Raw genomic sequence first — 25,238 nt, forward strand, 5'->3', positions numbered from 1 at the left:
CCGCACCCCGGCTCTCCCGCTCCCGCCACGTACGTACGTACGGAACAGGCGCCGCCTACCGCAGCGCGTCCGCCACTTCGCGGGCGGCGTCGAGCACGCGCGGCCCGACCCGTTCCGGTACGGCGTCGGCGAGCATGACCACGCCGACGCTCCCCTCCACCCCCGAGACGCCGACCAGCGGCGCGGCCGCCCCGCTGGCACCGGCTTCGAGCTCGCCGTGGGTGAGGGTGTAGCCGGGGTGGCCGGCGGTGGTGTGCTGGCGGGCGGAGAGGATGGCCCGCCCGGCGGCACCCCGGTCCAGCGGGTGCCGGAACCCGGCCCGGTAGGCCACGTGGTAGTCGGTCCAGGTCGGCTCGACGACGGCGACCGCGAGGGCGTCGCTGCCGTCGACGAGCGTGAGGTGGGCGGTGGCCCCTATGTCCTCGGCCAGCGAGCGCAGCGCGGGCAGCGCGGCCTCCCGGACGAGGGGGTGCACCTGACGGCCGAGGCGCAGCACACCGAGTCCGACCCGGGCGCGGCCGCCCAGATCACGGCGGACCAGGGCGTGCTGCTCCAGGGTGGCGAGCAGCCGGTAGACGACGGTCCGGTTGACGCCGAGTTTGTTGGACAACTCGGTGACGGTCAGACCGTGGTCGGTATCGGCGAGCAGTTTGAGGACCCGCAGTCCTCGGTCGAGCGTCTGGGAAGTCTCCGCTGTCACGACGCCCTCTCCTCTTCGGGTGAGCGACGGCGGCCCTGCTCCGGGGGTTGCGACACCGGTCCCAGCGGCGACGCACGGAGAGGCCGCCGGTCTGGCCATAGGCACCGGCTGCGCTCCGCGGCGGCTCTGCCACGGGGCGTTCATATGGCGGGGACAGTAGCGAGCCAGTCCGCTCAGCGGAAGCCCTCGTCCAGAATCCGGGCGCTCGTCCGGGCCGGGGCTCGACCGTACGGCATAACCGCCGGTCAGCGCGGTGGCGTCCGGAACGCGAACATCTACGCGCGTCCAGGTCGACAGACGTGGAGGTGACCCTTCGTGCACCTCATGTGAACTGGCGTTAACTCACGGTGAATTGAAGCCTGCGCAATTTCCCGGCCGGACGGTGGAGTGTGGCCGGAAACGGGTGTGCGGCCCGTCCCGGACGGACCGGAACGAGCCGCACGGAGCGCAGGGCGCGCCCCCCGTCTCACGTCATGCGGGTGGCCCACTCCTGGACCTTGGCGATCCGTGTCTGGATCTGGTGGGCGGTCGCCTCGGCGCTCGGCGGGCCGCCGCAGACGCGGCGCAGTTCGTTGTGGATCACGCCGTGGGGCTTGCCGCTCTGGTGGGTGTAGGCGGAGACCATCGTGTTGAGCTGCTTGCGCAGGCTGAGCAGCTGCTTGTGGGTGACGACGGGCCGCGCCTCGGCGGGCTTCTCCAGGAGGTCGGCCTCCTCGGCCGGCTTCTGGCGGCTGTGCGCGATCTGCCGGCTCTGGCGCTTCTGGAGGAGGAGCTGCACTTGGTCGGGCTCGAGGAGGCCGGGGATGCCGAGGTAGTCCTGCTCCTCCTCGCTGCCCGGGTGGGCCTGCATGCCGAACTCGGCGCCGTCGTACAGCACCCGGTCGAAGACCGCGTCCGACTCGAGTGCCTCCCACGGCAGTTGGTCCTCGGTCTCCTCGTCCTCCAGCCGCTCGGCGTCGGCGAGGAGCTGGTCCTCCTCCGCGAACGGGTTCTCCTCGTCGCTGCCCTTCTTCGGCTTGTCGAGGACGTGGTCGCGCTCGACCTCCATCTCGTTGGCGAAGTCGAGGAGCATCGGGATCGTCGGTACGAAGACGGAGGCCGTCTCACCGCGCCTGCGGGAGCGCACGAAGCGGCCGACGGCCTGGGCGAAGAAGAGGGGCGTCGAGATGGTGGTGGCGTACACGCCGACGGCGAGCCGCGGCACGTCGACGCCCTCCGACACCATCCGCACGGCGACCATCCAGCGCGACTCGTCCGCACTGAACTTGTCGATCTTCTTCGAGGCCGCCTTCTCGTCGGAGAGGACGACGGTCGGCGTCTCGCCGGTGACCTTCTTCAGGATCTTGGCGTACGCGCGGGCCGAGTCCTGGTCCGTCGCGATGACGAGCCCGCCCGCGTCCGGGATGCCCTTGCGGACCTCGGTGAGCCGCTTGTCGGCGGCGGCCAGCACGTTGGGGATCCACTCGCCGGTGGGCGCGAGCGCGGTGCGCCAGGCCTGGCCGATGGCGTCCTTGGTCATCGGCTCGCCGAGCCGGGCCGCGATCTCGTCGCCGGCCTTGGTGCGCCAGCGCATGTTGCCGCTGTAGCTGAGGAAGATGACCGGGCGGACGACGCCGTCGGCGAGCGCGTTGCCGTAGCCGTAGGTGTAGTCGGCCGAGGAGCGGCGGATGCCGTCGTTGCCCTCCTCGTACTGGACGAAGGGGATCGGGTTGGTGTCCGAGCGGAACGGCGTACCGGTCAGCGCGAGCCGCCGGGTCGCCGGGTCGAACGCCTCCTGGCAGGCCTCGCCCCACGACTTCGAGTCACCGGCGTGGTGGATCTCGTCGAGGATGACCAGCGTCTTGCGCTGCTCGCACCGGTTGCGGTGCAGCATGGGCCGGACGCCGACACCGGCGTACGTCACGGCGACGCCGTGGTACTCCTTGCTCAGCGGACCGGCGCTGTACTCCGGGTCGAGCTTGATTCCTATCCGGGCGGCGGCCTCCGCCCACTGCTTCTTGAGGTGCTCGGTCGGGGCGACCACGGTGATCTGCTGGACGACGTGGTGGTGCAGCAGCCACGACGCGAGGGTCAGCGCGAAGGTGGTCTTGCCGGCGCCGGGCGTGGCGACGGCGAGGAAGTCGCGCGGCTGCTCCTGGATGTACCTCTCCATGGCCCCCTGCTGCCAGGCTCGCAGCTTGTTGGCGGTGCCCCAGGGAGCACGGCCGGGAAAGGCGGGAGAGAGGTGGTGGGAGGCGGTGGTAGTAGTCACGGTCTCCGGTTCGGGGCGCTCGGGTACGTGGGTCGCTGCCGCTGCCGGCCCCGGCCCGAAGGACCCGGCCCGCGATACGACAACCGGGCCACCCTACCGGGGGGCCGGTGGAAACCCGGTACGAACGAGCCGCGCCGACGCCCGAGGAGACCGTGCTCACATCGCGTCGACGACCAGGTCCCGCAGCCCCTGGGAGATGACCTTGATCTCGTCCGTCTCACCCGTGGCCACGTCGATGACCAGCCGTTCCGCCGCGTCGATGTCCGGGCGCAGGTCGACGCCGTTCATGGCGAGGAAGGTGACGCAGGAGAGCCAGGCCGTCCGCTTGTTGCCGTCGAAGAAGGGATGGTTGACCGCCAGGGACTGGAGGAGCGCCGCGGCCTTGTCGATCAGGTCGGGATAGGCCTCCTCGCCGAACATGGCGGCCGAAGGGCGATGGACCGCCGACTCCAGCAGACCGGCGTCCCGGACGACGATCTGCATGTCGTCGCAGGCGTACCCGGCGATCACGAGCACGTCCTCGGAGCTCAGGTAGACGCAGCTCACTTCAGCCGCTCCATGAGCTCGCTCCACTTGGCCGCCTGCTCCTTCGCCGTCTTGCGGACGATGGCCTGCTGCGCCGTCCTGGCGAGGTAGTCGTCCACGGCCTGGAGCAGTATGGCGTGCATGCTGGTGCCCTCCTGCTCGGCACGCTGCTTGAGGGCCTCGGTCTGGTCGTCGCGGAGACGCAGGTTCATAGCCATACCAGAACGGTACCACCGGATGGGGCCAGAGTGGTACCGCTCACTTCTCCCGTACGACGACCCGCGTGGCCACCCACGCCCCCACCACCGCCACCACCGCCATCGGCACGAACACCGCCGCGAAGGCCGCCGGGTGCGAGCCCGTGGCCGCGCCGGCCGCCGTGCCGTGGGCCGCCGCGCCCAGGGCCTCGCCGCCGAGGGCCGCGAAGGCGGCGCCGCCGAGGGCCAGGAGCAGGACGTTGGAGAGGCCGTCGGAGATCTGGAGGGCGGCGGAGTTGGAGCCCGCTTCCTCGGGGGCCGAGAGCTTCAGGAGCAGCACGCTGGTGGAGGCGATCACCATGCCCATGCCGAAGCAGCCGAAGGCCCAGGCCACGGCGACGATCCAGACCGGGACGGCCGGGATCAGTACGGTCGGGGCGACGGCGATGGACGCGGCCACCAGCACCATCCCGCTCACCATCAGCCGCTCCCGGTACGGCTCCAGGCGCGGCCGGGACTGGACGTACGAACCGAGCGCCCAGGTCGCGCCGCCCACCGCCAGCGAGAGGCCCGCCATGGTCGGGGTGAGGCCGCGCTGGGTGACCAGCATCAGCGGTACGAAGGACTCGGCCGCGATGAACGAACCGGCCGCCACCCCGCGCAACAGGATCACCGACGGCAGCCCGCGCGCCGCCCGTACGGTCCCGGTGGGCAGCAGGCCCCGTACGGCGGGCACCAGCAGCGCGACGCCCGCGGCGGCGGGGAGCACGGCGAGCCAGTTCAGCTCCTGGCCCGCGTACTGGAGCAGCCCGGCCCCCGCCGAGATCCCCAGCGCGAGGCGGATACGGCGGCGGTCGTACGGCTGCGGCGGCGCGTCCGGGTCCGCGGGCCCCGAGGCCATCCGGCGGATCTGCGGGAGGGCCAGGGCCAGCGGGATCACGATCAGGGCGGGGATGCCGACGAAGACCCAGCGCCAGCCGAGGTGCTCGGTCACCGTTCCGGCGGCCAGCGGCCCGACCACGGACGGGATCACCCAGCTCGCGGCGAAGGCGGCCATGATGGCGGGCCGGATGCGTTCGGGGTAGGCGCGCCCGATGACCACGTACAGGGCGACGATCACCAGCCCGCCGCCGAGCCCCTGGACCGCCCGGCCCGCGATGAACACCCACATGGAGCCCGCCGCCCCGGAGAGCAGCAGCCCCGCGCCGAACGCGGTGATCCCGGTGGCGAGCGGCTGGAGCGGCCCGCGCCGGTCGGCCCACTGGCCGGAGAGCACCATGGCGAAGAGGCTGGTGGTGAAGTACGCGGAGAAGGCGAACGCGTAGAGCGGGATGCCGTGCAGCTCCCGCGCGGCCACCGGCATCGCCGTACCGACCGCCGTGGCCTCGAACGCGATGAGGAACACCACGGAGACGATCCCGATGCTGAGCGCCCGGTAGGTCCGCCCGAGCACCCCCTCCGCGGCCGCCTCGGTGACCGCCCCGGTCAGATCCTCGGGCAGCGCGTCCGGCATCCCGGGCCGCAGGTCCCCGGGTATGCCGGTCTTCAGATCGGCGGGAAGGTCCGCCGGCAGCCCGGTCGCCGGGTCGGTGGGGCCGCCCGGCAGGTGAGCCCCACGGTGATCGTGGGGCAGGCCGGCCTGGCGGTGGTCATGCGGCGGATCGGTCGGCGCGGGACGCGCGGCGTCGGTGCCGTCGCGCTGTTCGGGGGCGGTCATGGCCCCAGCGTAAGGGGCGTGGAGCGGTTTGAGCCCTGTCCCCGGCCCCGCCCGGGGTCGTCCCTTGGTCGTAGGCCGCGGGGCCGGGCGTGAACGGCGTATGGCAGTCGTGTTGCGTACCGGCCGCCGCCCTTGTGACCGGTACGGCGCGGCCCCTAACGTCGAGGGCACAGCGACAAACGCACGGCCGTGTGCCCGAGAGGCTCAGGGGCTCGACTGCAACTCGAGTTACACCGGTTCGATTCCGGTCACGGCCTCCAGTTCGAGGCATCGAAAGGCTACGGCCGCCCCTGTTCCGCGGGGCGGCCGTTGTCGTGTCCGAGGTCACGGGGACACCAGAGGTTAAGGCCCGCGCAGGGCGTGATCTCGGTGCCGGACGCGGGTGCGGCAGCGGTTCCCTCGCCCGGTACGACCTGACCGCGACGGTCGCGGACGGCGCCTGAGAATCGGACGGCCGGTGGGCCGGAAGACGGCCGGGGCCACCGATGGCTCGCCGCACATCCGGCTCCTGGCCGACGCACCCCCAGCTCAGGGCAGAGGCTTCAGTTCGGGGTCCACCTTCTCGGGAAGCCCGCCGTTCCCCTCGCATTCGAGCTCTTTCGCCACGGCAAGAGAGGCAGCGTGCAGGACCGTGAGGTTGGCCACCAGATCGCTCACGGCATCGCCCCGGCCATGCGCGTTCCCCAGTCCCCCACGGATACGGGCCGGAACGCGCTCCGACCCTTCGAGCCGCGGGCTCACACATTCGAAGTAGAGACCCGCCGAACGCTCGCCGGCCACCGCTTCCTTGCCCAGCGGGAACAGTCGAATGCCCTCAGGGTTACGGGGGTCACCCACATCCTGGGGCGCGTAGATACTGAAGGACAGAGAGGTCCTCTCACGGGAGCTGATTCCCTTTACGGGGATCCGGCAGAGCTTCTCGCTGGTCGACCAGGAGCGGTCCGACGCATACCCCTCCTTGATCTTCTCGATCACCCGGGCCATGCCTCCTCCGGCGCGCCACTCGAAGGACGTAGCTCCGGCGACGGCTTCCACCGTCTTCTCCATGCGGGCCGGGAAGACGCCTTCGCACACCTGGCCCGCACCCACGAAAGCCGGTTCGGGTTCAGGCTCCGATCCGCAGGCCGCTCCGCCGAAACCCACCGTCATGACCAGGGCAGCCGTCAGCACCCTCCTGTACCGCAACTCACTCACAGCCACGCCTCTCAGCCTGTCTCCGGACTTGTGCCCTGCTGGTTCTCACGGTCGTTTCCGGTCGAGTAGCCCGAGCGCATCGATTCCTTCATGTCCTGGCGGAATCCGGAATCCTCTTCGGTGGTATGACGCGCCAGGAACTCCTCCATCGGAGCCTCCGCCATGGCCTCGCCGGACCGGTAGATCCTGTTCCAATCCCCTTCGGTGAGCTCCTCGGCCTTCTCCTTGCTCTTATCGACCGAGTTGTCCGAGATATCGCCGACGAATTGGCCGATCACCTGCTCTGCCGCACCGCTCGCGGTGTCGGTCGCCAGAGGGATCAGCACTGCTGCGGCTCCCACGGCGGCCGTCGCCGGCAGGAAGGCGACACCGGCCGCGATCCCCGCCGCCGCACCGAATTCCACCCATCCGGCACGCTTGGCCACCGCTTTCTCGAAATCTTCGTGCGTCTTCATGTGGTTCGCCGCGACTTGGTCGGCCCGGGATTGGTCGAGCATGCCCTGCACCTCAGCTCCGACGTGAACGGCGGATCGGGCAGACCCCTCATCGATCTTCCCATCGGGCCCCACCTGCCCTTCGAGCACACTCCTCGTGTAGACCTGCTCGGCCGCGGAAAGGGTGGCGTACGCATCCGGATGCTGACCGAGTGCGCTGAGAAAGCGGCGGGCGGTGCTCCTGCCTTCCTCCTCCTCGCCATTGAAGGAGACGTGCCCCTCCAGACTCTTGGCCGGAGCGAAGACACTGTCCGAACTACCCTTGTCCAGAGCCCAGTTGATGTCGCCGATGTACCCGGACCCCATGACCCCGAGGCTGTCGGCCAGACTCTCCTGTTGTTTGAGCAGCCCGGCGTCCTCTCCGTACTTCTCCATGACCTGCCGCATGACGGCCGCGTTGTCGGCGTCCCGCACCACAGTCGCGTCCGGATGACCGGCCGGATAGCCGAGTGTCGCCGCCTCCAGCGCGTGACCCAGCGCGTCCGGCATGTGCTGGAGGGTGGCCTCCAGCTTGTCCGGGTCGGTGGAGTTCATGTCCGGGAACGACTCCCACTTCTCGTTTCCGAAGAAATCGAGGTAGTTGTCGACAGCCTCGCCGTCCTGCTTGCCGAGGTCGGCGGTGGCTCCCTTGTCCACCGTGCCGTCCTCGTTGTAGGCCGTCGGGTCGTCGGTGAAGAAGCGCTTCGCGGCGTCCGGGCTGTTCCCCAGCGCCTCCAGCATCGCCGTGACCGGGTCGTAGCCGGAACCGTTCGTGCCCGAGGGATTGAACGGGTTCTCCAGGAAGCCGTTCACCTGCTTGTTGCCGGCGAACCGGTACGGATCCTTCTGGTGCAGTTGCGCGACATGCTCGGCGATCGGGTTGAGGAACGAGGCGTCGTACTTCCCGTACCGCATGATGCCGCCGAGCAGTTGGTACCCGTACGGGTCGCCGGGGGCGGCGTACCTGGAGAGCGGGATCTGCTGCGTCCCGAGCTTGCGCAGCTCCGGGCCCCACTCCGCCGAGAACGCCTTGTCGTGCGAGGCGGTGGCCAAGGTGAGCCCGAGGTTCTTCTGGAGCGCCTGGACGTCCTTGAGCCGCTCCTTGTCGGCCTTCAGCCCCCGGTGCGTGTCCGTCGCCAGTTGCCCGAAGAAGGACAGGGATTTCTCCGGGCCGAGCTTCTCGTAGAAGTTCTTCGAGAACTCCATCGATGTGCTGTTGTCCCTCAGCAGTTCGTTGAGCGCCTGGAGTTCGGTGTGCGTGAGGTCGCGGCCCTTGGCGGCCAGTGCGGCGGCCCTGGCGGCCTCCTCCTGGTCCAGCTTCGTGTACTTCGGGGCGCTGAAGTCCTTGCGATCGGTGACGTTCGCTTCGAGGGCGTTCTTCAACGACACGTCGGCGTCGTTGCAGTTGTCCACGATCAGGTCGATCTTCCTCTGCCAGGCGGCGATGTTCTCCTTCTCCTGCCGTACCGCCTGGGGGTAGTCGGGGTCGTGGCGCTGTGCGGGAGGCACGTCCGCGAGCGGCCGGCGCGCGGACACCTTGCCGTCCGCGTCGACCCGGATGCCGGCGGCCGGACCTTCGTGATCCTGGATGCCGATCAGATCGTCCTTGGCCTTCTTGATGGCCGCGAGGCCGTCCTCAAGGATCATCCTCACGCCCTTGGCCTGGGCCGCCGCGTCCGTGAACTCCTTGGCCGTCTTGCCGATGAAGGCCTTGGTGACCCCGGCGTTGAGCCCCTCCCAGTCGGCCTTGTCCGCCTTCGTCTTCATCCCGTCGGCGGCCTGGGTGGCCAGTTTCTCCAGCTTCTGCGCCATCTCCGACCAGTCGTCGGCCGCGGCCTTCAGCTTTCCCACGGGCGCGTCGACAATGTCCCGGTAGCTCAGCACGTACGTTCTCCCCCGCGTCCTACTGCAGATATTCCGTGAGCTTGGAGATCGGCGTCAGGTCACCCACGACCTTCACCTCGTCCTTCGCGTGCTGGGCCTTCGTGTAGTCCAGGTGGTTCGAGATGTGCGCGCAGGAGTCCAGGAGCGTCTTCAGCTGGGTCTGCCAGCGGTCGTGCACCTTGAGCACCGCCGCGCCGCTCGCGAAGTTGCCGTTGGTCAGCGCGATCGACGCGTCGAAGGTGGCGGGGCGGGCGTGGTCGCCCTCCTTCGACAGCCTTGTCCTCAGGTCGTAGGCGTCGTTCCCGATGGCGCCGAGGTCGTCCCGGTTCACCACCAGGTCGGCTGCGCCGCCGCCCCCGCCGCCCTCGGCCGGTACGCCGTTGATCCGCATGGCGCCTCGTTCGGCCGCTGCCGTGCGCAGTTCGGCCCACTCCTCGTCGAACGTCATGAATGTCCCCCTGGTTTCTGCTGAGCGTTCCTCGGCCCTGCTCAGGCCGCCGTCTTCAGCGCCTTCATCACGTCGCGCATGTCACTGATCAGGTCGGCGTGGTACGGCTCCACGTCGAGAGTGTCGTCAGGCGCGTCGGACGACGGCTCCGTCCCGTCCTCATAGCCCTGGTCGTCCCAGTTCGCGGAGATGGAGAGCATGATGACGGCGCCGCCCTCGACCACTCTCAGCTCCGAGGTCCGCTCACTCGCGACCAGGAGATAGGCCCGGTCCCCGAGACCGGGTACCAGCTCCGAACGCACCGCGTCCTCTCCCCATTCGGACGCCGTGTTCCTGCGGGCCTCGAACTCGGGCAAGGGGTCGGTCTCCTTGTGGAGTTCGACCGACATCCCCACGTAGACGCTGTAGGTCCACTCTTCGTCCGGGCCCTTTCCCTTCGGAGCCGTGACGGCCATGGAGCACGAGATGCTGTCGAAGGCCGGATGTCCGATCCTGCCGGGGCTCAGGCTCGGTGCCTCGTACCGCTTTCCCACTGATGCGGTCAGCGCCTTCATCTGCAGTGCGGAGCAGGAGCGTCCGCCCAGCTCGTAGCCGTGCATGTCCGGCTTCCGTTCGGGGTTGTCCCCGTACGCGAAGACGGCCGCCGCCCATATCGCGGACGCGGTCAGCGCTCCCGCCAGGGCCCAGAGCAGGCCGTGGCCGCGCCGGCGGCCGGGGGGCGGCCTGTGGTCGAAGCCGCCCACCGCCTCCGGTCTGTGCTCCGGCCCGAACTCCCCCACCAACTCCGGCTCAGAAATCATGTCCGGTACTCCCCCTGGTCAAGAAAACGACGCACGCGCGTGCGTCGTGTCAGCCTTTCGTGGCCGCCACCGCCGCCTGCGGCCGTACCGGCAGGCGGTTCACCGGGCGGCCGGTGGCCGAGCGGATCGCCGAGGCCACCGCCGCCGGGGCCGTCACGACCGGGGCGGCCGAGGCGGGCTTGGCGCCGAAGGGGGCAACGACGTCCCGTTCCTCGACCAGCTTGACGATACGGATGTCCGGCGCGTCCAGCGAGGTCGGCAGGGCGTATCCGGTCAGGTCGGGGTGGCGGACGATGCCGCGGGCGGTGCGGAGGTTCTCGGTGAGGGCCGCGCCGATGCCCTGGGTGATGCCTGCCTCGATACGGATCGCCAGCTGCTTCGGGTTCAGGACGCGGCCCACGTCCTGGGCCACCGCCATCTCGACCACGCGGATCGAGCCGAGCTCGATGTCGACGTCGACCACCGCCCGTACCGCGCAGAACGCCAGGCCCACGAACGCGTCGCCCTGGCCGGAACCGTCCAGCGGCTCGGTGGGGTGGGGGCGGCACTGGGCGGTGGCCCAGAGTTCCTTGCCGTCCATCGCCTCCATGACGGTGGTGGAGAGGACGCCGTCGTACGAGGTGATCTTGCCGTCGGCGATCTGGAGCAGCTCCGTGGACATGCCGAACTTGTGGGCCAGCGGCTGGAGGAGCTGCGTGCGGACCATCTTCGCCGCCCGCTCCACCGCCCCGCCGGAGACCCAGGTGTGGCGGCCGTGCGTCGCCGGGCCCGCCGGAGGCTGGTCGGTGTCGACGGCGGCCACGTGGACCTCGTCCACGCCCAGGACCTCCTGGACGATCTGGCGGGCGAGGGTGGTGAAGCCCTGGCCTGTTTCCACCGCCGCGCAGATCACCGTGGCCACGCCGTCGTGGACCCGGACCGTGGCCGTGGAGACCTCGTCCGCGCCCTCGGCGCCGAGCATGTGGACCATGCCGACCCCGTACCCCACGCCTCGGCGCACCGCCCCGGGTTCACCCGCGCCCTCGGGGCCGCCGGGCAGCAGCCAGTCGTCCTCCGGGCTGTCCTTGGGGAGGGCGGGGAGGGGCGCGTCACGGACCGCGCGGAGCAGTTCGGCCACCGGGGCCGGGCAGGTCACCGTCTGGCCGGTGGGCAGGATGTCGCCCGTCGACAAGGCGTTACGGAGGCGGAGTTCGGCCGGGTCGATGGAGAGCTTCGCGGCCAGCTTGTCCATCTGGCCCTCGTACGCCGCGCACACCTGCATCGCGCCCTCGCCGCGGACATGGCCGGAGGGCGGGTTGTTCGTGCGGACCGCCCACCCCTCGATGAAGGCGTGCGGGACGACGTACGGGCCGCAGGCGAACGCCACGGCCGCCGCGAGGGATTCCGAGGAGGAGTCGGCGTACGCGCCCGCGTCCAGCAGGATCTGGGCCTCCACCTTGACCAGCCGGCCGTCCGCGTCCGCGTGGTGGCGGTAGCGGAGAAGGGTGGGGTGGCGGTGGGCGTGGCCGAGGAAGGACTCCTCGCGGGTGGCGGCCAGCTTCACCGGGCAGCCGGTGCGCAGGGCGAGCAGGCCCAGCGGGATCTGGAAGCCCGGGTCCTCGCGGTCGCCGGTCGCGCCGGGGACGCCGGTGACGACGACCTTGACCCGGTCCGGCTCCAGGCCGAAGCAGGCGGCGGCCAGGTCGCGGTCGGTGTGCGGGTCGGTGGAGGCGGTGTAGATCTCGACGCCGCCGTCGGGGCGGGGTACGGCGAGGCCGGCCTCCGCGCCGATCGGGGCCGGGTCCTGGCGGCCGATGCGGTAGAGGCCCTCGACGATGACCTCGCCGGTCGCCTCGGCATCGCCGTACCGGAGCGGGATGTGCCGGATCAGGTTGCCGTCGGGGTGCAGGGGCTCGGCCGCGAACGCCTTCTCCGGGTCCGTGACCGGCTCCAGCACCTCGTACTCGACCGCGATCGCGGCGGCCGCGAGGCGCGCGGTGTCCGGGTGGTCGGCGGCCACCGCGGCGATCGGCTCGCCGTGGTGGCGGACCAGCTCGGCGGCGAAGACCGGGCGGTCGACGACCCGGCGGCCGTAGTTGCTGTCCCCGGGCACGTCCTCGTGCGTGACGACCGCGCGGACCCCGGGCATCGCGGCGGCGGCCGAGGTGTCGATGGAGAGGATGCGGGCGTGCGGGTGCGGCGAGCGGAGCACGGAGGCCCAGAGCAGGCCTTCGGCCCAGAGGTCGGCGGCGTACGGGAAGGTGCCCTCGGTCTTCGCACGGGTGTCGGCGGGCGGCAGCGAGGCGCCCAGGCCCATCAGCGGTGGCTCCTGGCCGGGGCCGTCGCCCGAGCCCGGCCCGCCCGAGGCCGCGTCGATCCTGGGCAGGCTGGTGCTGGTCGCGTTGGCCGCGGTGGCTGCGTCGCCGCTCACGCCGCCTCCTTGTCGTTCGCCCCGCCGCTACGGGGGCGGGGGGTGACCTGTGGTGTCGCGGGGTGCTGTCCGGATGGCACGGGTCTGCGCGCGTGGATCACTGCGCGCCTCCCTCGTGCGAGTGGTGCTGGTGCTGCTGCTGTACGCCGCCGGCGCCGGGCTCGGCCTGGTGCGGGATGCGGGGCTCGTCCTGGGCGGTGGCCGCCGCCGTTTCGGCGCTCGCCTCGCGGGAGGCCACGACGTCCGCGACCGCGTCGAGCACGCCCCGGTAGCCGGAGCAGCGGCAGAGGTTGCCGCAGAGGGCCTGGCGGGTCTCCAGCTCGCTCGGGGCGTGGTTGCCCTCCAGCAGGTCGTGGACGGTCATCGCCATGCCGGGAATACAGAAGCCGCACTGGACGGCCCCGCAGGCGGAGAGCGCACGCTGGACGTCGGAGGGTTCGCCGTCGACGGCCAGCCCCTCGACCGTACGGACCTCGCTGCCGGCCGCGGTGGCGGCGGGCACCAGGCAGGAGGCGACGAGGCGGCCGTCGACCTGGACGTTGCACGCCCCGCACTCGCCCTGCGAGCAGCCGTCCTTGGCTCCGGCGAGGCCGAGGCGCTCGCGGAGCACGTAGAGCAGGGACTCGCCGATCCAGGCGTCGGAGACCGGGCGGTCCACGCCGTTGACATGGAGGACGTAGGAGGCGGCGGGGTGCTCGCTCGGTACGTCCAGGGGTGCGGCGACCGGGTCGTGGGCGGGGTCGGGCGCGGGGTCGTGGGCGGGCTCGTGGGACGGGTCCGGCTCGGGTTCCGCTTCGGAGGGATGTTCCGCGTCCGTCTGGGGGGCGGCGGTTGCGGCGTCGGGGTCGGCGGGTGCTTCCGATGCGGGGTCGGTGAGTGCTTCCGATGCGGGGTCGGCCGGGGGTTCCGCTTCTGCTTCCGGTTCCGGTGCTGTGTCTGCTGTGGCGTGCGGTTCCGTCGGCGGCGCTTCCGCTTCCGGTTCGTCGCCGGGGAGCGGGTGGCCGTCGGTCTCGGGGGCGGCGGCCGGGGGCTCCTCGGGCTGCGGCTGCGTGGCCCACGGCGCAGGGGCGCCGCCGGGGAGCGTCGCGGGGCGCGTGTCGTCCGCGTACCACTGCTGCGAGGCCGCCGCCGAGGCCAGGAACTCGCCCGACTCGTCCGGAAGATCCCCGTCCGCGACCGGAATCGTCCACTGGCCGGTGTGGCCGGAGGGGGTGGTGTGGTCCGCGTGGCCTGTGTGACCGGAGGTGGCGGTGTGGTCTGTGTGACCGGAGGTGGCGGTGTGGTCCGCGTGGTCCGTGTGGCCTACGTAGTCGCCCTGGCCTGCCTGGCCTGCCTGGCCCGCCTGGTCCGCGTACTCGCCCGCGCCCGGCTGCCCCGCCTGCTCCCCGATCGCCTCCGTGAAGTTCCACTGCGCCGTGGAGTGCGACGTGTCCTGGTACGGCTGCTGCGCGTAGCCGCCGCCCTGGTCGTTCGGGTCCGGCCAGTGCACCGCGCCGGGGGGCTGCTCCTGGGCGCGGCGGTCGGCCTCGGCCTGCTGCTGGCTCTGCGTCCGCACGACCCAGCTGCCCGTCGCGGCCGGGTCCAGACCGGCGGCCGGGGTCAGCGGCACGATCATCGGCGGTACGTATCCGTGGCCGGGCGCGGCCAGCGGGATGGCCGCCAGGTCCTCCGGCGGCAGCTGGACGAAGGCGGTGGCGTCGGCGTCGTACTCACCGCTCTGCGGCGTCGGCTCCCAGCCCTCGTACCGGGGGTCGGGGTGTTCCTCATTGCTCACGACAGTGCCCTCCCCAGTGCGCGTCGGGCGAGCGCGGCGACGGTGCGCCGCAGGTGCAGGACGGCCGGGGACAGCGGCGGGGCCTCTGACCCGTCGGCCGGCGGTTCGTGGTCCGGGATGCAGGCGGCGGCGACGTACTCGCCGAAGGCGGCCAGCGCGTCGGGGGCCAGGCCGCGTTCGCCGTCCCAGTCGATCAGCGAGGCGATCCAGCGCTCCGCCTCCAGCGGCCGCAGCGGCATCGGGGCGATGGCGCCGACCGCGCAGCGCACGCCGCGCCGGGCCGGGTCGAGCACGATGGCGACCGAGGCGGTGGCGCGGCCGGGACCGGTGCGGCCGGTGGCCTTCAGGAACACCTGCGGGGCGTGCAGCAGTGGGACCCGGACGAAGCCGATCAGCTCGGCCGGGCCGAGCATCTCGCGGCCGGCCAGCAGGTGCGAGACGGGGATCTCGCGGCGCGTGCCGCCGGGTCCGGCGACGACCAGTTCGGCCTCCAGCGCGGCCAGCACCGGCAGCGCGTCGCCGGTCGGCGCGGAGGTGGCGATGTTGCCGCCGAGGGTTCCGGCGTTGCGGATCTGGGGCGGGCCGGCGGCGCGCGCGGAGGCGGCGAGGGCAGGGATCAGGGCGGCGAAGTCGGGCCGGCCCATCCGGGCGTGGGTGAGGCCGGCGCCGAGCAGGGCGTGGCCGTCCTGGTAGTGCCAGCCGCGCAGCTCGCTGATCCGGCCGAGGCCGACCAGTCCCGAGGGGCGCAGGAGCCCCTTGTTCACGGCCGCCATCAGGTCCGTTCCGCCCGCCACGGGGACGGCGGCGGGCATGGCTTCCAGCGCCGCCACGGCCTCGTCGAGCGAGGCCGGCAGCGTCACCGACTGCAGCGCCTGCGGTGCGTGCGTGGTCAACCCAGCTGCCCCTTCCCGGTCTCCCGGCTGGTCCGCCTGTTGCGCCGTACGGTACGTGTTCACAGGCCGGACGTGGCAACTCTGGCACATCTTCCGATGAGACCGGCGCGAGGGTCCGCGAAGGGTGGATCCGTCCCTGACCTGGGGGATGACCCGATTTCGCACCTCTTCGGAGTGGAGGGTGAATTGCCACTCTTCAGCGATGCTTGTACGACTTATTCCGTTCGTTCCGGGGGCCGTTCGATCCGCACCGGAGCGTGTCCGGCGCGGATCGAACCGCGGCTCACACCACCGGCGGCGCTCCTTCGATCGGGCGACCGAGGACGCCGGGCCGGCGCTGCCACGGCAGCGGGCCGCCGGGCCGGCGGTAGTCGACGCCGAGGGCGTCGAGCCGGGCGTAGTGGTCGGTCATCCGCGCGTCGAATCCGGCGAAGTCCCGTTCGGCCGGGGCCGGCAGGGCGCTCCAGGCGACCTCGGCGAAGGCGGCGAGGCGCGGGAAGACCTGGTAGTCGACGCGTGACCTGTTCTGCATGACCTCGGTCCACACGTTGGCCTGCGTGCCCAGGATGTGACGGGCCGCCTCCTCGCTCAGCCCCGGCGGAACGGGTTCGAAGCGGTAGACGTCCTCCAGGGTGCGTACGTATCCGATGGGCATCGGCTCGTCGGGGCCGCCGTCCTGACGGTGGTCCAGATACACCTGCTGCTCCGGGCACATCACCACGTCGTGCCCGGCCTCGGCTGCCGCGACGCCTCCGGCGTAACCACGCCAGGAGGAGACCGCCGCGCCCTCGGCGAGGCCGCCTTCGAGGATCTCGTCCCAGCCGATGAGGCGGCGGCCGCGTGCGGTGAGCCAGCCGTCGAAGTGGCGGATGAACCAGGACTGGAGCTCGTCCTCGTCCTTCAGGCCGAGTTCGGCGATCCGGGCCTGCGCGGTCGGCGACTCCTTCCACTGGTCCTTGAGGCACTCGTCGCCGCCGACGTGGATGAACGGCGAGGTGGCGGCCGGGAAGAGGTCGAGCACCTCCTCGAAGACGCCTTCGAAGAAGCGGAGGGTGTTGTCGGTGGGGGCGAGTACGTTCGGGTTGATGCCCCAGGTGTCCCAGACGGAGAGGGTGGTGGTGTCGATGACGTCGGTGTTGCCCAGCTCGGGGTACGCGCTGATGGCGGCCTGCGAGTGGCCCGGGATGTCGATCTCCGGGACGACGCGGATATGCCGCTCGGCGGCGTAGGCGACGATCTCGCGGATGTCGTCCTGGGTGTAGTAGCCGCCGTACGGGGTCTCGTCCCACAGCTCGGAGGCCCGGTGGCCGTATTTGGTGCGCGCGCGCCAGGAGGCGGCCTCGGTGAGGCGCGGGTAGCGCTTGATCTCGATGCGCCAGCCCTGGTCGTCGGTGAGGTGGAAGTGGAAGACGTTGAGCTTGTGCGCGGCGAGGAGGTCGAGGTAGCGCAGCACGTCGTCCTTGGGCAGGAAGTGCCGGGAGACGTCGAGCATCAGGCCGCGCCAGGAGAAGCGGGGTTCGTCCGCGATGACCACCGCCGGGACGCCCCAGGTGCGCCCCGCGGCGATCGGCGCGCGGCGGAAGGCGTCCGGGCCGAGGAGCTGGCGGAAGGTCTGCGCGCCGTGCAGGAGCCCGGCCGCGCTGCCGCCCGTGATGCGTACGGCGCCGCCGTCGACGACGAGTCCGTACGCCTCCGGGGCCAGGGCCGCGTCGAGCGCCAGCTCCACGCGGGAGCCGTCCGTGCCGTCGGCGAGCGGCAGTCCGGTGGCCGCGCCGACGGTGGCGCCCAGCCACCGGGCGACGCCCTCGGTTCCCGGTGGAGCGATGAGCGCGGTCGCCGCGTCCAGCCGGAACGGCTCCGCTCCCGGCGCACCCCAGGTCACCTCGCGCGGGGCGGGGATCAGGCCGGGGGCCGTCGTGTCGTCGGATGTCATGAGACGTCAGTCCTTAACCGCGCCACCCAGTCCGGAGACCAGGCGCCGCTGTACGAGTACGAAGAAGACGAGGACGGGGATGGTCATCACGGTCGAGGCTGCCATGATCCCGCCCCAGTCGTTCTCGTCCGGTTTGAAGAAGACCAGCAGCGCCATCGGCAGCGTCGACTGCGAGGTGTCGCTGATGATGAACGACTTCGCGAAGAGGAAGTCGTTCCAGGTGGTGATGAAGGAGAAGACGCTCGTCGCGACCAGGCCCGGGAAGACCAGTGGGAAGAGGATCTGCCAGAGGAAGCGGGTGCGGCTGGCGCCGTCGATGTAGGCGGCCTCCTCCAGGGCCTCGGGGACGGCTCTGACGAAGCCGCGCAGCATCCAGATGGCGAACGGCAGCGAGAAGGCCAGGTGCGGCAGGATCAGCGAGCCGAGCGTGTTGAGCTGGCCGAAGTCCCGCATCAGGAAGAAGAGCGGGATGGTCAGCGCCTCCACCGGCACCATCTGCGCCACCAGGAACATGATGAGCAGCGTGGTGCGGAACTTGAAGCGGAACCGGGTCACGGCGGTGGCGGCCAGGAAGGCGATCAGCGCCGAGAGGATGACCACCGTGCCCGCCACCAGCAGGCTGTTGAGGAAGTACCGGCCGAAGTCCTGCTGTTCGAAGACCCGGCGGAACGAGTCGAGCGAAGGGGCGAGCGTCCAGGGGCGGGGCTCGGTCGACTGGATCTCCCCGGCCGGTTTGAAGGCGGAGAGCACCATCCAGTAGAGCGGGAAGGCGACCGCCACGGCGATCAGCAGGGCCGCGGCCTCGGCCGCCAGCCTGCCGGGCCGCTTGACGCGCAGCAGCGTACGTATGCCGCGCGTGCCCCCACGTGCGGCACTGTCGGTCGTCGCGCTCACAGTTCCTCCCCCTGGCGCCGCACCAGGCGCAGATAGACCAGCGTGACCGCCAGCAGGATCACCAGCATCACGACGCCGATCGCCGAGCCGAGGCTGTACTGCGAGGACGCGAACGCCTTCTGGTACGCGTAGACGTTGAGCACCAGGTTCTGGCCGGCGATGCCGCCGCCGTTGGTCATGACGTAGATCTGGGTGAAGACCTTGAAGTCCCAGATGATCGACTGGATGGTGACGACGATCAGGATCGGCTTGAGCATCGGCGCCATGATGGTCCGCCAGATCCGCCACTGGGACGCGCCGTCCAGCGAGGCGGCCTCCAGCACCTCGGTGGGGATGGCCCGGATGCCCGCGTAGACGGTGACCATGACGAACGGGAACGAGCACCACAGGACTTCGAGGAGTACGAGCGCGAAGGCGCTGTAGCGGCCGTACGTCCAGGAGAAGTCACCGAGGCCGAGCACCTTGTTCACGGGTCCGAAGTCGGGGTCGAAGAGGAAGACCCAGACCGTGGAGCCGGTGATCGCGGGGGTGGCCCAGGCGCCGAGCGCGGCCATCATCAGCACCAGGCGGGGCAGGGCGCGGATGCGGGTGAGCAGGACGGCCAGCGCGCAGCCGACGAAGAGCGTGGAGACCACACAGGCGGCGGCGAAGAGGACGGTGGCGAGGAGGACCTGCCAGAACTGGCCGTCGTTGAAGAGGGTCGCGTAGTTGTCGAAGCCCTTGAAGGTGGTCGGTTCGCCGCCGCTGACCTGGGCCTGGGTGTACTCCAGGAACGAGATCAGGCCGAGCTGGTAGATCGGGTAGACCAGCAGCCCGGCGAGCAGGACGAGGGCGGGCAGGAGGTAAAGCCAGGGGGTCCAGCCGGAGTGGCCCTTGGGCGACACGGTGCGGCCGCGCCGGGGCGGGCGGCCGGCGGGAGTGTCGGTGCCCGCCCCGGCCGCGGGGGCCGGGGCCTTGAGAGCGGTGGTGGGCGTGGTCATGGTCAGCCCGCGTCGGTGAAGGCCGCGTCCATCTTCTTCGCCGCGTCGTCCGAGGCCTGTGCCACGTCCTTACGGCCCGAGACGATCTCCTGGAACATCGTCGGCAGGACCAGCGAGGCGTCGATCTGGCCCCAGGCGGGCGAGGCGGGGACGAACTTGGCGCCGGCGCCGAGGGTCTGGACGAACGGCGCGACGAAGGGCTGCTTCTTCGCGGCGTTGCCCAGGACGTCGGTGTAGGTGGGCAGGAAGCCCATCGCGTCGAACATCTCGGCCTGGGTCTTCTTGCCGGTGAGCGACTTCATCAGGTCGACGGCGAGCGTGCGGTGCGAACTGCTCTTCAGTACGCCGATGTTGTTGCCGCCCGCGAAGGCCGGGGCGATGGAGTTCGGCGCGATGCCGGGCAGCGGGACGACCGCGTACTTGCCCTTGACCGCGCTCGCCTCGACCGCCGCGTGGCTGAAGTCGCCGCCGATCGCCATGGCGGCCTTGCCGGAGGCGAAGGCGGTCACGGTGGAGTTGCCGGTCATGGAGGCGCACTTGGCGGCCGGACAGTTGTCGTCGCCGAAGAGCGAGGTGTAGGCCTCGATGCCCTTGCGGGCCTTCTCGCTGTTGATGGCCGACGTGTACGTACCGCCGCTCTCGCCCGCGATCTCGCCGCCGTGGGACCAGATGAAGGGCATCGCGCCGTAGGTGTAGGCGCCGCCGACCGCGAGGCCGTAGAGGTCCGGCTTCGCCTTGCGGATCTTCTTGGCCGTCGAGATCAGCTCGGCCTGGGACTTGGGGGGCTGGATGCCGAGGTCCTTGAGGATGTCGGTGCGGTAGTAGAGAGCGCGGACGCCGACGAAGAACGGGGCGCCGTAGACCTTGCCGCCGACGGTGACGGACTGCTTGGCGATCGGGTCGGTGTCCTTGGCCTCCTCCCAGGCGCCGAACTCCTCGGTCACGTCCGCGAGTCCGCCGTCCTTGACGTATCCGGCGGTGTCGCTGTTGCCGTACTCGATGAGGTCCGGGGCGCTCTTGGGGTCGTTGAAGGCGGCCTTGATGCGCTGGGCGCGGGTGTCGACGGGTATGTACTCGACCTCGACCTTCGCGCCCTCGTGGCGCTTCTGGAACGCGGCGACCGCGTCGTCGACGACCTTCTCCTTGGGCTTGTTGCCGACCTCCTGGAAGAGCCAGACACGGAGAGTCCCGCTCTTCTCGTCACCCTTCGCACTGGTGTCGGAGGTCTGCGGCGCGCAGGCGGTGGCGGTGAGGCCCGCCAGCACAAGCGCCGCTACCGGGGCGGCAATTCGGGCAGAAAGCTTCATCCGGGAACCCCTACCGGTCCATCGTTGCATCATGTGCAACGTGCGTTTCGTTCTGCACAACTGGCAGGAGAGTAAGTCCGGTTCCGGCGCCCGACAAGTGGTCTCCACCACTCTGTGACCAGCCGACGCACCCCGCGCAACGCGAGCACGCATGGTCACGATCCGTCACCGGCGACACGGGGGCCGGCACCCGGGCACGCCGAGGGCCCCCGGTACACGCGCGGGCATGACGAAGGCCCCCGGTACGCGGTCGATGCGTGTACCGGGGGCCTTCGGAAGACGGAGTGGGACCCTGGCCCTACTTCTTGCCCTTGTCCTTGCCGCCCTTGCCCTTGTCCTTGTCGCCGCCGGCGCCCATGGACTCGTAGATCTCCTTGCACATGGGACAGACCGGGTACTTCTTGGGGTCACGCCCCGGCACCCAGACCTTGCCGCACAGCGCGACCACGGGAGTGCCCTCCAGGGCGCTCGCCATGATCTTGTCCTTCTGGACGTAATGGGCGTAGCGCTCGTGGTCGCCGTCGCCCCTCGACACCTGTGGCGTCGGCTCTACGAGGGTCCCCGTACCTGCCCCGCGATCGGGCTCAAGAGTGCTCATAACCGCCAAGGGTACTGAAAGAGAGGGCCGTCAGTTGAGCGAAGGGTCGTCCGGATACGTGGCGATCATCGCCAGCTCGCTGCGCTGCCGCCGGAGCACCGCGCGCCAGAGGTTCTCCGGGCGCGGGGAGGAGACGTCACCAGGCTCCGACTCGACCACGTACCAGGCGCCCTCGGTCAGCTCGCCCTCCAGCTGACCGGGCCCCCACCCCGCGTACCCGGCGAAGATCCGCAGCGATCCGAGCGCCGGTCCGAGCAGCTCCGGCGGGGTCTCCAGATCAACCAGGCCGATCGCCCCGTGCACCCGGCGCCAACCGACCGGGCCCTCGTCGCCGGGGATCACCGCGACGCCGAGCGCGGAGTCCAGCGAGACCGGGCCGCCCTGGAAGACGACGTCCGGCTCACCGGTGAGACCGGCCCAGGAGCCGAGGATGTCACCGACGCCGACCGGGGTCGGGCGGTTCAGGACCACGCCGAGGGAGCCCTCCTCGTCGTGGTCGATGAGGAGCACCACCGCGCGGTCGAAATTCGGGTCCGCGAGGGCGGGTGTGGCCACGAGCAGTCGCCCTGTGAGCGAGGACACCTCCGTCATGGCAGAAATGATCCCGCATCTTCGCGCTCCGCGGGGGTCCGGCGGCCGTGATGACCACCTCAGGAGAGCGAGCGCAGCTCAGGGCGCACGGAGGCACGGGGAGCGCACCACGCGGGCGGGATCCGGGAGCCATCCGGACGGTGACCCTCCGCAAGATCGGGTGCGCGGAGGGTGTTGTGGCGGATTCATGACGTTCGTACACCCCCCTTCGCCTTACGGAACGGGGGTAGGAGGCCATTACCCTTTTCGTTGGCCCCCTGCCCGACCACTCCGGAACGCGAGATACATGACCGGCACAGACGATGTCCTGCTTGTCCACGGCGGCACCCCGCTGGAGGGCGAGATCCGCGTCCGAGGCGCCAAGAACCTGGTGCCGAAGGCCATGGTCGCCGCGCTGCTCGGCAGCGGGCCCAGCCGCCTCCGCAACGTTCCCGACATCCGTGACGTACGGGTGGTCCGCGGACTGCTCCAGTTGCACGGCGTCACCGTCCGCCCCGGCGACGAGCCGGGCGAACTGATCCTCGACCCCTCGCACGTCGAGTCGGCCAACGTCGCCGACATCGATGCCCACGCGGGTTCGTCGCGCATCCCGATCCTCTTCTGCGGCCCGCTGCTGCACCGCCTCGGCCACGCCTTCATCCCGGGCCTCGGCGGCTGCGACATCGGCGGCCGGCCGATCGACTTCCACTTCGAGGTGCTCCGCCAGTTCGGCGCGACCATCGAGAAGCGGGCGGACGGCCAGTACCTGGAGGCCCCGCAGCGGCTGCGCGGCACCAAGATCCGGCTGCCGTACCCCTCGGTGGGCTCCACCGAGCAGGTGCTGCTCACCGCCGTCCTCGCCGAGGGCGTCACCGAGCTGTCCAACGCGGCCGTCGAGCCGGAGATCGAGGACCTCATCTGCGTACTGCAGAAGATGGGCGCGATCATCTCCATGGACACCGACCGGACCATCCGGATCACCGGTGTCGACAAGCTCGACGGTTACACCCACCGGGCGATCCCGGACCGCCTGGAGGCGGCCTCCTGGGCGTCGGCGGCGCTGGCGACCGAGGGCAACATCTACGTGCGCGGCGCCCAGCAGCGCTCGATGATGACCTTCCTCAACACCTACCGCAAGGTCGGCGGCGCCTTCGAGATCGACGACGAGGGCATCCGCTTCTGGCACCCGGGCGGCGCGCTCAACGCCATCGCGCTGGAGACGGACGTCCACCCCGGCTTCCAGACCGACTGGCAGCAGCCGCTGGTGGTGGCGCTGACGCAGGCCGCGGGGCTGTCCATCGTCCACGAGACGGTGTACGAGTCGCGGCTCGGCTTCACCTCCGCGCTCAACCAGATGGGTGCGCACATCCAGCTGTACCGCGAGTGCCTGGGCGGCTCGGACTGCCGCTTCGGCCAGCGCAACTTCCTTCACTCGGCGGTCGTCTCCGGACCGACGAAGCTCCAGGGCGCCGATCTGGTCATCCCCGACCTGCGCGGCGGCTTCTCGTACCTGATCGCGGCGCTGGCGGCCCAGGGCACCTCCCGGGTGCACGGGATCGACCTGATCAACCGCGGTTACGAGAACTTCATGGAGAAGCTGGAGAAGCTCGGCGCCAAGGTGGAGCTGCCGGGCGGTTCCCTGGTCTGACCCCGCACAGCGCTGCCGCACACAGCACTGCGCATCCGGTGCCCCGGCCCCTCACAGGGTCCGGGGCACCGGGCTTTCCCGGGAGCGCGCGAACCGGCCCGGGGTGGTGCCCGCGATCCGCTTGAAGTGCCGGGTCAGGTGGGACTGGTCGTGGAAGCCGACGGCGGCCGCCGCCTCGCCGGCCGGCATCCCGTCCAGCAGCAGCCGGCGGGCCCGGTCGACCCGGCGGGCCGTCAGGTACTGGTGCGGCGCGATCGCGTACGCCGCGCTGAACGCCCGTACGAGATGGGCGGGGTGCGCGTGGAGCAGCCGGCCGGCCCCGGCCAGGGTGAGCCCCGTGCCCAGCCGCTCGTCCAGGAGCTCGCGCAGGTCCCGCGCGACGCCCGGACCCGGCGGCGGGCCCGTCGGCGCCTCCACGGGCCCCAGGTGGCCCCTCAGCCGCTCGCCGACGAACGCCAGGCGGCTCTCCGCCTCGAAGCCCCCGTCCGGGTCCGCCAGGGCCGTGTGGAGCCGGCCGACCCTGGCGCGCAGCAGCGGGTCGGCGAGATCCGGGGTGTCCACGGCGGGCCCGATGTAGCGGGCGTCGAGCAGCGTCATGTCCAGGTAGAGCACCCGTTTGCGGAAGCCGTCGGAGGTCGCGGGCGAACCGTTGTGCGGGACCTGCGGCGGCAGCAGGCTCACCGTGCCGTCCGGCGTACCGCGCTCGTGGCGGTCCAGGTCGTAGCGGACGGCCCCGTCGTCGACGATCAGGAGCGTCCAGGCGTCGTGCACGTGCATGGGATAGGCATGCTCGGTGAAGCGGGCGTGGAAGACCTCCACGACGCCCGGGACCGCCGGACGCCAGGCCGAGATCTCCTGCCGTGCCACCACGCTCAGAACGTACAAGACCGGGCCCGGGGCCACCGGCCAGTCTCGCACCATGAGAAACACGCACGAGACTGCGGGCGAACCCGACGAGGCCCCCGTCCGCTTCGACACCAAGGTCGCGGTGCTGCTCCGCGACGACCTGGAGACCTGGCAGCGCCTGAACGTGACCGCCTTCCTGGTCAGCGGCCTGGGGTCGGCGGTGCCCGAGGTGATCGGCGAGCCGTACGAGGACGCCGACTCCACCGCGTACCTGCCGATGATCCGGCAGCCGGTGCTGGTCTTCGAAGGGCCGAAGGAGACGTTGACCGCCGCGCACACGAAGGCGCTCTCCCGGTCGCTGACGGTGGCCGTGTTCACCTCGGACCTGTTCGGTACGGGGAACGACCGGGACAACCGGGCGGCGGTACGGGCGGTGGGGCGGGACGCGCTGGATCTGGTGGGGCTGCTCGTGTACGGGCCCCGCAACGCCGTGGACAAGGCCCTGAAGGGCGCGCGGATGCATCCCTGAGGGCGCTGCGGCGTACGGGCGCGGGCTGCGGCGTACGGGCGCATGTGCGGCGCGCATGTGCCCCTGGCATGCGCGAGGGCGGCCACCCCTGGTCGGGGGTGACCGCCCTCCTTGCGCCTGGTGGGTTACTTGCCCTTGGCGGCTTCCTTGAGCTTCGAGCCCGCGGAGACCTTCACGCTGTAGCCGGCGGGGATGTTGATCGGGTCGCCGGTCTGCGGGTTGCGCGCGGTGCGAGCGGCACGGTGGGTGCGCTCGAAGGTCAGGAAGCCGGGGATGGTGACCTTCTCGTCGCCCTTGGCGACGATCTCACCGACGGTCTCGGCGAGCGCGGCCAGCACGGCGTCGGCGTCCTTGCGAGTCACCTCGGCGCGGTCGGCCAGGGCGGCCACCAGCTCACTGCGGTTCATGTTGTTACTCCCGTGTTCTTCTTGCCTGTGAGGCGTGAGATCGAAGCCGATGCTGCCAGGGCCCTCTGACAGTCCCCGGACCCGGGTCTGATGTCAGACCCTCGCGCCCGATTACGCATCCTGCCCCCACCTGCGGCGGGAAAGCCAATCCGGAACCCTTCAGGGTCAACGAAAAGCGCCACTGTCTGCTCGTGGTGACGTTCCGTCGGCTTCCCTTAGCGGTCCGCAGCGGATGCCGGGCCCTACAGGGCCCACTGCCC

At 71.0% G+C, this 25,238-nt stretch carries 22 protein-coding genes and 1 tRNA gene; 3 read left to right on the plus strand and 20 right to left on the minus strand.

The features are described 5' to 3' along the window. Positions 1-55: 55 nt before the first annotated feature. From ACQP09_RS11640 to ACQP09_RS11660, 5 genes are all read right to left on the minus strand, one after another. Entirely contained in the window at positions 56-700 is a 645-nt protein-coding gene (locus ACQP09_RS11640; RefSeq protein ID WP_018488589.1) for an IclR family transcriptional regulator, read from the minus strand. Positions 701-1,166: 466 nt separating this feature from the next. Continuing rightward, entirely contained in the window at positions 1,167-2,951 is a 1,785-nt protein-coding gene (locus ACQP09_RS11645) for a DEAD/DEAH box helicase (protein ID WP_433398199.1), read from the minus strand. 156 nt (positions 2,952-3,107) lie between these two features. Beyond that, positions 3,108-3,497, minus strand: a complete 390-nt coding sequence (locus ACQP09_RS11650; RefSeq protein WP_433398201.1) for a type II toxin-antitoxin system death-on-curing family toxin — start codon at positions 3,495-3,497, stop codon at positions 3,108-3,110. Further along, on the minus strand, positions 3,494-3,694 hold the full coding sequence (locus ACQP09_RS11655; protein ID WP_026290595.1) for a ribbon-helix-helix protein, CopG family: 201 nt from the start codon (positions 3,692-3,694) through the stop codon (positions 3,494-3,496). The genes ACQP09_RS11650 and ACQP09_RS11655 overlap by 4 nt, the downstream gene beginning before the upstream one ends. A 40-nt stretch (positions 3,695-3,734) precedes the next feature. Beyond that, positions 3,735-5,390: an MFS transporter gene (locus ACQP09_RS11660; protein WP_433398203.1), complete on the minus strand. Its 1,656-nt coding sequence runs from the start codon at positions 5,388-5,390 to the stop codon at positions 3,735-3,737. Positions 5,391-5,575: 185 nt separating this feature from the next. Between ACQP09_RS11660 and ACQP09_RS11665 the strand changes: the two genes are divergently transcribed. Next, a tRNA-Cys gene (locus tag ACQP09_RS11665) sits at positions 5,576-5,650 on the plus strand. Positions 5,651-5,918: 268 nt separating this feature from the next. On the opposite strand, the gene ACQP09_RS11670 is transcribed toward ACQP09_RS11665, so the two are convergent. The 13 genes from ACQP09_RS11670 to ACQP09_RS11730 all read right to left on the minus strand — a co-directional run bounded on the left by ACQP09_RS11670 (position 5,919) and on the right by ACQP09_RS11730 (position 21,569). Beyond that, complete coding sequence (locus ACQP09_RS11670) at positions 5,919-6,437, minus strand: hypothetical protein (protein WP_433398205.1); 519 nt, start codon at positions 6,435-6,437, stop codon at positions 5,919-5,921. A gap of 158 nt (positions 6,438-6,595) precedes the next feature. Beyond that, positions 6,596-8,941, minus strand: a complete 2,346-nt coding sequence (locus ACQP09_RS11675) for a hypothetical protein (RefSeq protein WP_433398207.1) — start codon at positions 8,939-8,941, stop codon at positions 6,596-6,598. A 19-nt stretch (positions 8,942-8,960) separates the two neighbouring features. Beyond that, positions 8,961-9,389 carry a hypothetical protein gene (locus tag ACQP09_RS11680; protein WP_433398208.1) on the minus strand — a complete coding sequence of 143 codons (429 nt, stop codon included), beginning with the start codon at positions 9,387-9,389 and terminating at the stop codon, positions 8,961-8,963. 41 nt (positions 9,390-9,430) lie between these two features. Beyond that, complete coding sequence (locus ACQP09_RS11685; protein ID WP_433398210.1) at positions 9,431-10,189, minus strand: hypothetical protein; 759 nt, start codon at positions 10,187-10,189, stop codon at positions 9,431-9,433. 49 nt (positions 10,190-10,238) lie between these two features. Continuing rightward, the gene (locus ACQP09_RS11690) at positions 10,239-12,599 is read right to left on the minus strand and encodes a xanthine dehydrogenase family protein molybdopterin-binding subunit (RefSeq protein ID WP_433398212.1); all 2,361 of its coding nucleotides are present in this window, start codon (positions 12,597-12,599) and stop codon (positions 10,239-10,241) included. 97 nt (positions 12,600-12,696) lie between these two features. Next, positions 12,697-14,373, minus strand: coding sequence for a (2Fe-2S)-binding protein (locus ACQP09_RS11695; RefSeq protein ID WP_433398214.1), 1,677 nt, complete (start codon positions 14,371-14,373; stop codon positions 12,697-12,699). Further along, positions 14,370-15,266: an FAD binding domain-containing protein gene (locus ACQP09_RS11700; RefSeq protein WP_366424257.1), complete on the minus strand. Its 897-nt coding sequence runs from the start codon at positions 15,264-15,266 to the stop codon at positions 14,370-14,372. Before ACQP09_RS11700 ends, ACQP09_RS11695 begins: the two co-directional genes overlap by 4 nt. A gap of 283 nt (positions 15,267-15,549) precedes the next feature. Beyond that, positions 15,550-17,199, minus strand: a complete 1,650-nt coding sequence (locus ACQP09_RS11705; RefSeq protein ID WP_433398216.1) for a beta-N-acetylhexosaminidase — start codon at positions 17,197-17,199, stop codon at positions 15,550-15,552. 6 nt (positions 17,200-17,205) lie between these two features. Then, on the minus strand, positions 17,206-18,093 hold the full coding sequence (locus tag ACQP09_RS11710; RefSeq protein WP_433398217.1) for a carbohydrate ABC transporter permease: 888 nt from the start codon (positions 18,091-18,093) through the stop codon (positions 17,206-17,208). Next, positions 18,090-19,073, minus strand: a complete 984-nt coding sequence (locus ACQP09_RS11715) for a carbohydrate ABC transporter permease (protein ID WP_433398218.1) — start codon at positions 19,071-19,073, stop codon at positions 18,090-18,092. Before ACQP09_RS11715 ends, ACQP09_RS11710 begins: the two co-directional genes overlap by 4 nt. Before the next feature lie 2 nt (positions 19,074-19,075). Then, positions 19,076-20,380, minus strand: a complete 1,305-nt coding sequence (locus tag ACQP09_RS11720) for an extracellular solute-binding protein (RefSeq protein WP_433398220.1) — start codon at positions 20,378-20,380, stop codon at positions 19,076-19,078. Positions 20,381-20,678: 298 nt separating this feature from the next. Continuing rightward, the gene (locus ACQP09_RS11725) at positions 20,679-20,978 is read right to left on the minus strand and encodes a DUF3039 domain-containing protein (protein ID WP_029395429.1); all 300 of its coding nucleotides are present in this window, start codon (positions 20,976-20,978) and stop codon (positions 20,679-20,681) included. Positions 20,979-21,008: 30 nt separating this feature from the next. Continuing rightward, positions 21,009-21,569, minus strand: coding sequence for a YqgE/AlgH family protein (locus ACQP09_RS11730; protein ID WP_433398222.1), 561 nt, complete (start codon positions 21,567-21,569; stop codon positions 21,009-21,011). Between the two features lie 286 nt (positions 21,570-21,855). On the opposite strand from ACQP09_RS11730, the gene murA reads away from it, so the two are divergent. Then, complete coding sequence (murA, locus tag ACQP09_RS11735; RefSeq protein WP_006124927.1) at positions 21,856-23,196, plus strand: UDP-N-acetylglucosamine 1-carboxyvinyltransferase; 1,341 nt, start codon at positions 21,856-21,858, stop codon at positions 23,194-23,196. Positions 23,197-23,247: 51 nt separating this feature from the next. Here the strand turns inward: murA and ACQP09_RS11740 are convergent, their stop codons facing one another. Next, positions 23,248-24,117, minus strand: coding sequence for an AraC family transcriptional regulator (locus ACQP09_RS11740; protein WP_433398224.1), 870 nt, complete (start codon positions 24,115-24,117; stop codon positions 23,248-23,250). On the opposite strand from ACQP09_RS11740, the gene ACQP09_RS11745 reads away from it, so the two are divergent. After that, positions 24,116-24,571: a DUF2000 family protein gene (locus tag ACQP09_RS11745; protein WP_433398226.1), complete on the plus strand. Its 456-nt coding sequence runs from the start codon at positions 24,116-24,118 to the stop codon at positions 24,569-24,571. The genes ACQP09_RS11740 and ACQP09_RS11745 overlap by 2 nt on opposite strands. A gap of 125 nt (positions 24,572-24,696) precedes the next feature. Here the strand turns inward: ACQP09_RS11745 and ACQP09_RS11750 are convergent, their stop codons facing one another. Next, positions 24,697-24,978, minus strand: coding sequence for an HU family DNA-binding protein (locus ACQP09_RS11750; RefSeq protein WP_003968811.1), 282 nt, complete (start codon positions 24,976-24,978; stop codon positions 24,697-24,699). Between the last annotated feature and the right edge of the window lie 260 nt (positions 24,979-25,238).

Source organism: Streptomyces sp. CA-146814 (genome assembly GCF_050942385.1).
Classification (GTDB): domain Bacteria; phylum Actinomycetota; class Actinomycetes; order Streptomycetales; family Streptomycetaceae; genus Streptomyces.